This is a genomic window from Nocardioides sp., from assembly GCF_016462705.1.
In the GTDB taxonomy this organism is placed as follows: Bacteria; Actinomycetota; Actinomycetes; order Propionibacteriales; family Nocardioidaceae; genus Nocardioides.
Genome location: NZ_JAEMSS010000171.1, coordinates 1 through 8865 on the forward strand (window position 1 = coordinate 1; position 8865 = coordinate 8865).

Here is an 8865-nt window from a genome sequence, read left to right on the forward strand (position 1 = left end):
CTGCGGGCCCTCGCGCCGGACTGTTGCCCGGTCGTCGCCTACGGCGCCCTGCTGCCGCAGTCCGCGCTCGACATCCCGAGGCACGGCTGGGTCAACCTGCACTTCTCGTGCCTGCCGGCCTGGCGTGGCGCCGCCCCCGTCCAGCACTCGGTGTGGGCCGGCGACGAGTTCACCGGGGCGACGACCTTCCGCATCGTCAAGGCCATGGACGCCGGTCCGACCTTCGGCGTCATGACCGAGCGGATCCGTCCCACCGACACCGCCGGCGACCTGCTGGCCCGGCTGGCCGAGGGCGGCGCCGGTCTGCTCGTCGTGACCCTCGACGGGATCGCGGACGGTTCGCTGGAGGCCCGCGAGCAGCCCTCGGACGGGGTGTCGCTGGCCCCCAAGATCACCGTCGAGGACGCCCGCGTGGACTGGACGGAGCCCGCGGACGCGGTGGACCGCAGGATCAGGGCCTGCACGCCCGCGCCCGGTGCCTGGACGACGCTCGCCCGGTCCGGCGACGAGCAGCGGGTCAAGCTCGGCCCCGTGTCGCCGACGGACGACACGCTGGCGCCTGGTGAGGTCCGGATCGGCCGGTCCGAGGTGCTGGTCGGCACCGGCACGACGGCCGTGCGGCTGGGGGAGGTCAAGGCGTTCGGTTCCCGGCAGATGCCCGCACCGGACTGGGCGCGGGGCCTTCGCGGCGAGACCGTCACCGAGTTCGGTTAGGTTCGTGGCATGAGTGCTGGTGTGGCGACCCGCGGCGCGGGGCCCGATGGCTGAGCCCCGTTCTCGGGGGCAGCAGCGGCCGGCGGCCGGCGGACGCGGGGGCGGACGGCGGCTCGAGGTCGACCCGGCCCGGCTTGCGGCGTTCGACGTGCTCAAGACCGTGCGCGTCGACAAGGCCTACACCAACCTCGTCCTGCCGGCGGCCATCGCGCACTACAAGCTCTCCGGCCGGGACGCGGCGTTCACCACCGAGCTCGCCTCGGGCACCATCCGGCTCCGCGGCACCTACGACCCCGTCATCGCCGCCTGCTCGGATCGGCCGATGACCAAGATCGAGGCCCGGGTGCTCGACGCCCTCCGGCTCGGCACCCACCAGCTGCTGTCCATGAGGGTTCCTGCGCACGCGGCGATCAGCACCACGGTCGACCTCGTTCACCTGCGCACCGGGGCGGCCGCGGCGGGCTTCACCAACGCGGTGCTGCGCAAGGTCTCCGAGCACGACCTCGACGAGTGGGTCTCCCGGGTGGCACCGGACCCGCGGACCGCTCCGACCCGCCACGCCGCCGTCGCCTACAGCCACCCCGAGTGGGTCGTCGAGGAGCTGCGCAACGCGGTCGGCGGGGCCGAGCTCCCCGAGCTGCTCGCCGCCGACAACGTGGCACCCGCCGTGACCCTGGTCGCGCGGCCAGGGAGGTCCACCCGCGAGGAGCTGCCGGGCGAGCCGACGCCGTACTCGCCCTACGGCGTGGTCATGGCCGGTGGCGACCCCGGGGCGATCCCCGCCGTGCGCGAGCAGCGGGCCGGGGTCCAGGACGAGGGGTCGCAGCTGGTCGCGACCGTGCTGGCCGACGCCCCGCTGGCCGGGCCGGACCGACGGTGGCTGGACCTGTGTGCCGGGCCCGGCGGCAAGGCCGCGCTGCTGGCCGCGATCGCGGCGGGGCGGGGTGCCAGCGTGGTCGCCAGCGAGCTGCAACGGCACCGGACCGGGCTCGTGGCCCGGGCGCTCCAGGGAGCCGACGGGGTCGCCGGCATCGTCACGGCCGACGGCACCCGGCCGCCCTACCGTCCCGGGAGCTTCGACCGGGTGCTGGTCGACGCTCCCTGCACCGGGCTGGGCGCGCTTCGGCGTCGGCCTGAGGCCCGGTGGGCGCGCAAGCCCGACGACCTGGTCACCCTGGTGATGCTCCAGCGTTCTCTCGCCAACGCCGCTCTCGACCTGGTCCGGCCGGGTGGGGTGCTGCTCTACGCCACCTGCTCGCCGGTCATCTCCGAGACCGCCATGGTCGTCAACGTGATCGCCCAGGCCCGCACGGATGTCGTGCTCGAGGACGCGTCCGCCTTGGTGAGCCACATCCCCGACTGCGCCGGACCGGTGCCCGGCACGGTGCAGCTGTGGCCGCACCGGCACGGCACGGACGCGATGTTCATGGCGCTGTTCCGGCGCGCCGAGGGCTGAGCCATGGCGTCGAAGCCACCCTCGGTGGAGATCGAGGTCGACAACAGGGTCGTCCGGGTCAGCAACCCGGACCGGGTCTACTTCCCGGACTCTGCTGCACTTCCTGGGGGTGCGACGAAGCTCGACCTCGTCGAGTACTACCTCGCCGTCGGGCCGGGCATCGTCAACGCGCTCTTCGAGCGACCGTGCATGCTGCACCGCTTCCCCAAGGGTCTCGCCGACAAGAAGGTCCACCAGAAGCGGCTGCCCGCGGGCGCGCCCGACTGGGTCGAGACCGTGCAGCTCTACTTCCCGCGCTGGGGGCGCACCGCGGACGAGCTCTGCGTCACCGAGCTCGGCTCGGTGATCTGGGCGGTGCAGATGTCGACAGTGGAGTTCCACCCCTGGAACAGCCGCCGCGCGGACACCGAGAAGCCGGACGAGTGGCGGATCGACCTCGATCCCGGTGACGACTGCGACTACCCGACGGTCCAGCGGGTGGCGCACGTCGTCCACGAGGTCCTCGACGAGCTCGGCGCGACCGGCTTCCCCAAGACCAGCGGCGGCAAGGGGATGCACGTCTACGTCCGGATCCATCCCGAGCACGGGTTCAAGGACGTACGCCGCGGCGCGCTCGCCTTCGCGCGCGAGGTCGAGCGGCGGACCGACGACGTCACCACGGCCTGGTGGCGCAAGGACCGGGACCCGCGCAAGCTCTTCGTGGACTACAACCAGAACGCCCGCGACCACACCATCGCCGCGGCCTACTCCGTGCGGGGGCTGCCCGACGCGCGGGTCTCCGCGCCGATCCGCTGGGACGAGGTCGACGACGCCGACCCTCGCGACTTCACGATCACGACGATGCCGGCGCGGTTCGCCGAGCTCGGTGACCTGCACGCCGACATCGACGCCCAGGTCTTCGACTTCCGGCCGCTGCTGGAGTGGGCCGATCGTGACGAGGCCGAAGGAGCGGAGACCCCCGAGGAGCCCGGCCCCGGGGACTGAGTCCCTAGGCTGGGCCCGTGGGCATCCAGATCACGCCGAGCATCCTGAACGCCGACTTCGCCTCCCTCGGCGACGAGGTGGCCCGGATCGGCAGCGCGGACTGGGTGCACGTGGACGTCATGGACGACCACTTCGTGCCCAACCTGACCTTCGGCCCCACGATGGTGGAGGCGCTGTCGCGGCGGACGTCGGTCCCACTCGACGCGCACCTGATGATCGCCGACCCGGACCGCCGGGCCCTGGACTACGTCGACGCGGGCTGCGGCTCGGTGACCTTCCACGTCGAGGCGGCCGCCGCGCCGGTCCGGCTGGCGCGCGAGATCCGCAAGGCCGGGGCGCGCGCGGCGATGGCGCTCAAGCCGGCGACGCCGGTGGAGCCCTACGAGGAGCTGCTGCCCGAGCTCGACATGCTGCTGATCATGACCGTGGAGCCGGGCTTCGGCGGCCAGAAGTTCCTCGAGCTCTGCCTGCCCAAGATCCGCACCGCCCGCCAGCTGATGGAGAAGCACGGCGTCGAGACCTGGCTCCAGGTCGACGGCGGTGTCTCGCTGGAGACCATCGAGCGCTGCGCCGAGGCGGGAGCCGACGTGTTCGTCGCGGGCTCGGCCGTCTACTCGGCGGACGACCCGGACCGGATGGTCGCCGAGCTGCGCGCGGCGGCCGAGGCAGCAGCAGGTTGAGCGGCCCGCCCCCGCCGTACGACCTGATCGGCGACGTCCACGGCTGCGCGTCCGAGCTGGGCACGCTGCTGGACAGGCTCGGCTGGGACGACACCACGCATCCCGACGGGCGGGTGGCGGTGTTCGTCGGCGACCTGGTCGACCGCGGACCCGACACCCCGGGCGTGCTGCGCCGGGTGATGGAGATGGCAGCCGCCGGGACCGCGCTGTGCGTCGCGGGCAACCACGAGGCCAAGCTGGTGCGGGCCCTGCGCGGCGCACCCGTGCGGACCACGCACGGCCTCGCCGAGTCGCTGGAGCAGCTGGCGGGGGAGTCCGAGCGGTTCCGGGTCGCCGTGGCGGACTTCATGGCAGGGCTCCCGCACCAGCTCGTGCTCGACGAGGGCCGGCTCGTGGTCGCGCACGCCGGCCTGCGCGAGGACCTGCACGGCAGCGACTCGCCGCGGGCCCGGTCGTTCGCGCTCTACGGCGACACGACCGGCCAGCGCGACGAGCACGGGCTGCCGGTCCGGCTGCCCTGGCAGCGCTCCTACCGGGGTGCGGCGGCGGTGGTCTACGGGCACACGCCGGTCCGCGAGGCGACCTGGGTCAACAACACCCTGTGCCTCGACACCGGCGTCGTGTTCGGCGGCCGGCTGACCGCCCTACGCTACCCGGAGCGCGAGATCGTCGACGTCCCCGCCGAGCGGGTGTGGTGCGAGCCGGTCCGTCCGCTGCCGCCGGTGACCCAGTAGCGGCTGGAGCGGCCCCGCCCCTCGTGTGGGCGACGTCACCGGGACCACCACCAGCCTCCTGTGGCACACTCGACCCGACGAGCAGACAAGCTCGCGTGCTCTGGGGGCGGTGAAATTCCGCACCGGCGGTGACTGACTCACGTCAGAAGTCCGCGACCCGATGGCAGCCAGTCATCGGTTGACCAGGTGGAAATCCTGGACCGACGGTCAAAGTCCGGATGGGAAGCGCACGCAGGCGTGGTCCGCGACGTCCCACCGGTCGCCAGGTTCGCCAGGTCTCGGTGGGCACGTGGGACACGCCGTCGCCCCGGAGTCCGTGAGCGGACCTGGAGAGGCGACACCGATGGACTTCAGCCCGGCCGAGCAGGCGGCGATGTCGCGCGCCCTCGAGCTGGCGGCCACCCCCGGCGTGCCGCTGGGGCCCAACCCCCGGGTGGGGTGCGTGATCGTGGCCGACGACGGCCGGACCGTGGCCGAGGGGTACCACCGCGGCGCCGGCTCGCCGCACGCCGAGGCCGATGCCCTGGCCCGCGCCGGCGAGGCGGCCCGCGGGGCGACCGCCGTCGTCACGCTCGAGCCGTGCAACCACACCGGCAGGACCGGGCCGTGCAGCGAGAAGCTGGTCGCGGCCGGCGTACGCCGGGTGGTCTTCGCCCAGGGCGACCCCAACCCGGTCGCCGCCGGCGGCGCGGCCCGGCTGCGGGCGGCCGGTATCGAGGTGGAGGAAGGCCTCGGCCTGGCGGAGGCGCGGGCGCTCAACCGGGTGTGGACGTTCGCCGTCGAGCACGGTCGCCCGTTCGTGACCTGGAAGTTCGCCACCACGCTGGACGGCCGCAGTGCGGCCGCCGACGGCACCAGCCGCTGGGTCTCGGGGCTGGCCTCGCGCCGGGACACCCACCGGCTGCGCGCGCTGTGCGACGTCATGCTGGTCGGTGCCAACACGGTGGCTGTCGACGACCCCCGGCTCACGGTGCGCGACGACGCCGACCAGGACCTCGCCGACCAGCCGCTGCGCGTGGTGATGGGGGAGCGCGACCTCGAACCGACGCGTCGGGTGTTCGACGACGCCGCCGAGACCCTGCAGCTGCGCACCCACGACCCGCACGCGGCGCTGGCCGAGCTGTTCGCCCGGGACCGCCAGCACGTCTTCCTCGAGGGCGGCCCGACGCTGGCCGCCGCCTTCCTCGACGCGGGCCTCGTGGACGAGGTCGTCGTCTACGTCGCGCCCCTGCTGCTGGGCGCCGGCGCCGCGGCGGTCGGCGACCTGGGAATCACCACGATGTCCGCGGCGCTGCGTCTGGAGGTCGCCGACGTGACCGTCCTGCCGGCGGCCGAGGACGGCCAGACCGACGTACGCCTCACGCTCACCCCACAGAAGGAAGACCACTGATGTTCACCGGGATCGTCGAGGAGCTCGGCACCATCGCCGGGATCGAGGACCAGGGCGACGCCCTCCGGCTCACCGTCCACTCGCCGCACGTGCTGGCGGACGCCGGGCTGGGTGACTCGATCGCCGTCAACGGCTGCTGCCTGACCATCGCCCAGCGCGACGGCGACACCTGGACCGCCGACGTCATGCAGGAGACGCTCGACAAGACGAGCCTCGCGGGCGTGCAGCCCGGCGACCGGGTCAACCTGGAGCGGGCGGTCACCCCCCAGACCCGGCTCGGCGGCCACATCGTGCAGGGGCACGTCGACGGCGTGGGCACGATCCTGGGCCGCACCCCGAGCGAGCACTGGGAGGTCGTCGAGGTCTCGATGCCCTCCGAGCTGAGCCGCTACCTGGTCGACAAGGGCTCGATCACGGTCGACGGCGTCAGCCTCACCGTCGTCGAGGCGACCGACGACCGGTTCACGGTCAGCCTCATCCCCGAGACCCTGGCCCGCACCACCCTGGGGAGCCGGCAGCCCGGCGACCGGGTCAACCTCGAGGTCGACGTGATCGCCAAGCACGTCGAGAAGCTGTTGGGACACCGGTTGGACCCCGAAGGGATGGACAGAGCATGACCGAGCCGCAGCAGCACGTGGGGGTCCGGATGGACCCCATCGAGCGCGCCATCGAGGACATCGCCGCGGGCAAGGCGGTCGTCGTCGTCGACGACGAGGACCGCGAGAACGAGGGCGACCTGATCTTCGCCGCCGCCAAGGCGACGCCGGAGCTGATGGGCTTCACCATCCGGCACAGCAGCGGCGTGATCTGCGTGCCGATGCCGGGCTCCATGCTCGACCGCCTGGAGATCCCGCTGATGACGCCGCACAACAAGGACAAGATGCGCACGGCGTACACGATCTCGGTCGACGCCCGGGACGGCGTCTCGACCGGCATCTCGGCCGCGGACCGGGCGCACACCGCGCGGGTGCTGGCCGACTCGGCGACCGAGCCGTGGGAGATCACCCGGCCGGGGCACGTCTTCCCGCTGCGCTACCGCGAGGGCGGCGTGCTGGCCCGGCGCGGGCACACCGAGGCCGCGGTCGACCTGGCCCGGCTGGCCGGGCTCACCCCGGCCGGGGTGCTGGTCGAGATCGTCAACGACGACGGGACCCTCAAGCGCGCCCCTGAGCTGCGCGAGTTCGCCGACGAGCACGGACTGGCGATGATCTCGATCGAGGACCTGGTCCGCTACCGGCGCCGGTTCGAGGTGCTGGTCGACCGGGTCGCCGAGACCCGGCTGCCCACGCGGCACGGCGACTTCACGGCGTACGGCTACCGGATCACCGTGGACGACTCCGAGCACGTGGCCCTGGTCTACGGCGACCTCTCCGGGGACGCGCCCGTGCTCACCCGGGTGCACTCGGAGTGCCTCACCGGGGACGTGTTCGGCAGCAGCCGGTGCGACTGCGGCCCGCAGCTCGACGAGGCGCTGGAGCGGATCGTCGCGGAGGGCCGGGGGGTCCTGGTCTACCTGCGTGGACACGAGGGCCGCGGGATCGGCCTGGTGGCGAAGCTGCAGGCCTACCAGCTGCAGGACGGCGGCCGGGACACGGTCGACGCCAACCTCGACCTGGGCCTGCCCGCCGACGCCCGGCACTACGGCGCCGCGACGCAGATCCTCAAGGACCTGGACGTCCGCACGGTGCGGCTGATGACCAACAACCCCGACAAGATCACCAACCTCGAGGAGTACGGCATCGCCGTCGCCGAGCGGGTCCCGCTGACCCCGCACCCCAACGACCACAACCTCGCCTACCTGCTCACCAAGCGGGACCGGATGGGGCACCACCTCCCCGACCTCGCGGACAGCGCGGCCGCGCTGGGCGAGGCGGCCCGGGCGGGGGTGCACCAGTGAGCGGCGCCGGGGCAGCGGTCATCGAGCCGTTCGACGCCAGCAGCCTCCGGGTCGCCGTCGTGGCTGCCAGCTGGCACACCGTCGTGATGGACGGGCTGATCGCGGGAGCGCAGCGCGCGCTGGCCGACCACCAGGTCGTCGACGTGACGCTGGTCCGGGTGCCGGGGGCCTTCGAGCTGCCGGTGGCGGCCGGTGCGCTCGCCGGGCGGGGCTACTCCGCCGTCGTCGCGCTCGGGGTCGTCATCCGTGGGGGCACGCCGCACTTCGAGTACGTCTGTCGAGCAGCGACCGACGGTCTCGGCCGGGTCGCCCTCGACCACCACATCCCCGTCGGGTTCGGACTGCTCACCTGTGACACCGAGCAGCAGGCGCTCGACCGCGCCGGGCTGCCGGGCTCGGTCGAGGACAAGGGCTACGAGGCGGCCGCGGCCGCACTGGCGACGGTGTGGGCGATCCGCCACGCCGGCGAGGTCAGGGCGCGCTGAGCCACTCCTCGGCCAGCAGCGCGTAGGACACGCCGTCGAGCCAGCCCAGCTCACGGTGCAGCGACTCCTTCACCAGGAGCGCCTCCCGCCGCATCCCCACCTTCTCCATGACCCGCAGCGACGGGGCGTTGTCGGCGAACGCCAGCGCGACGACCCGGCGGACCCCGAGCTCCTCGAAGCACAGCCTCAGCAGCTCGCGCACCGCCTCGGTGGCGTAGCCCTGGCCCTGGTGGCGCGGGTCGAAGGCCCAGCCCACCTCGGCCTGGGTGCGGGTCGCCTGGTCCCGCACCTCGACCTGCGACCAGGCGTCCTCGACGTGCAGGTAGAGGTGGCCGATCACCTCCTCGCCGAGCAGCACCACCAGCATCCGCTCCAGGCCGCCGCGCCGGCCCTGCGCCAGCACCCAGGCGTCGTACGACGCCGGGAGGTCGGGCATCCACTGCCCGACCTCCGGCAGCGAGCGGATCGCGTAGACGGCGCGCAGGTCCTCGGGGGTGGCGGGACGCAGGGTGAGCCGGTCGGTAC

At 73.4% G+C, this 8865-nt stretch carries 10 protein-coding genes and 1 riboswitch; of the genes, 9 read left to right on the forward strand and 1 reads right to left on the reverse strand.

Annotated features, from left to right (window positions below; translation table 11 throughout):
- The 9 genes from JHD21_RS17800 to ribH all read left to right on the forward strand — a co-directional run.
- Window positions 1-714, forward strand: a 714-nt coding sequence (locus tag JHD21_RS17800) for a methionyl-tRNA formyltransferase (RefSeq protein WP_292677888.1), incomplete at its 5' end; no start/stop codon positions are given.
- 46 nt (window positions 715-760) lie between these two features.
- Window positions 761-2170, forward strand: coding sequence for a transcription antitermination factor NusB (locus tag JHD21_RS17805; RefSeq protein WP_292677890.1), 1410 nt, complete (start codon window positions 761-763; stop codon window positions 2168-2170).
- A 3-nt stretch (window positions 2171-2173) separates the two neighbouring features.
- Entirely contained in the window at window positions 2174-3154 is a 981-nt protein-coding gene (gene ligD / locus JHD21_RS17810) for a non-homologous end-joining DNA ligase (protein ID WP_292677892.1), read from the forward strand.
- Between the two features lie 17 nt (window positions 3155-3171).
- Window positions 3172-3834 (forward strand): ribulose-phosphate 3-epimerase, encoded by a 663-nt coding sequence (rpe, locus tag JHD21_RS17815; protein ID WP_292677894.1) that lies wholly within the window; start codon window positions 3172-3174, stop codon window positions 3832-3834.
- The gene (locus tag JHD21_RS17820; protein ID WP_292677896.1) at window positions 3831-4568 is read left to right on the forward strand and encodes a metallophosphoesterase; all 738 of its coding nucleotides are present in this window, start codon (window positions 3831-3833) and stop codon (window positions 4566-4568) included. Before rpe ends, JHD21_RS17820 begins: the two co-directional genes overlap by 4 nt.
- Window positions 4569-4659: 91 nt before the next feature.
- A riboswitch (FMN riboswitch) is annotated at window positions 4660-4803 on the forward strand.
- Between the two features lie 108 nt (window positions 4804-4911).
- A complete protein-coding gene (ribD, locus tag JHD21_RS17825) occupies window positions 4912-5958 on the forward strand; it encodes a bifunctional diaminohydroxyphosphoribosylaminopyrimidine deaminase/5-amino-6-(5-phosphoribosylamino)uracil reductase RibD (protein ID WP_292677898.1) in 1047 nt (348 codons plus the stop codon).
- Entirely contained in the window at window positions 5958-6575 is a 618-nt protein-coding gene (locus JHD21_RS17830) for a riboflavin synthase (RefSeq protein WP_292677900.1), read from the forward strand. Before ribD ends, JHD21_RS17830 begins: the two co-directional genes overlap by 1 nt.
- On the forward strand, window positions 6572-7855 hold the full coding sequence (locus tag JHD21_RS17835) for a bifunctional 3,4-dihydroxy-2-butanone-4-phosphate synthase/GTP cyclohydrolase II (RefSeq protein WP_292677902.1): 1284 nt from the start codon (window positions 6572-6574) through the stop codon (window positions 7853-7855). The genes JHD21_RS17830 and JHD21_RS17835 overlap by 4 nt, the downstream gene beginning before the upstream one ends.
- Window positions 7852-8340, forward strand: coding sequence for a 6,7-dimethyl-8-ribityllumazine synthase (gene ribH / locus JHD21_RS17840; RefSeq protein WP_292677904.1), 489 nt, complete (start codon window positions 7852-7854; stop codon window positions 8338-8340). The genes JHD21_RS17835 and ribH overlap by 4 nt, the downstream gene beginning before the upstream one ends.
- Here ribH and JHD21_RS17845 read toward each other — a convergent pair.
- Window positions 8327-8865, reverse strand: a 539-nt coding sequence (locus tag JHD21_RS17845; protein WP_292677906.1) for a GNAT family protein, incomplete at its 5' end; no start/stop codon positions are given. The two genes, ribH and JHD21_RS17845, sit on opposite strands and share 14 nt — an antisense overlap.

What these genes read in the sequence shown, in the direction of transcription:
- JHD21_RS17805 (WP_292677890.1), top strand. Translation starts at nt 761, where the DNA reads ATGGCTGAGCCCCGTTCTCGGGGGCAGCAGCGGCCGGCGGCCGGCGGA.
- ligD (WP_292677892.1), top strand. Translation starts at nt 2,174, where the DNA reads ATGGCGTCGAAGCCACCCTCGGTGGAGATCGAGGTCGACAACAGGGTC.
- ribD (WP_292677898.1), top strand. Translation starts at nt 4,912, where the DNA reads ATGGACTTCAGCCCGGCCGAGCAGGCGGCGATGTCGCGCGCCCTCGAG.
- JHD21_RS17830 (WP_292677900.1), top strand. Translation starts at nt 5,958, where the DNA reads ATGTTCACCGGGATCGTCGAGGAGCTCGGCACCATCGCCGGGATCGAG.
- JHD21_RS17835 (WP_292677902.1), top strand. Translation starts at nt 6,572, where the DNA reads ATGACCGAGCCGCAGCAGCACGTGGGGGTCCGGATGGACCCCATCGAG.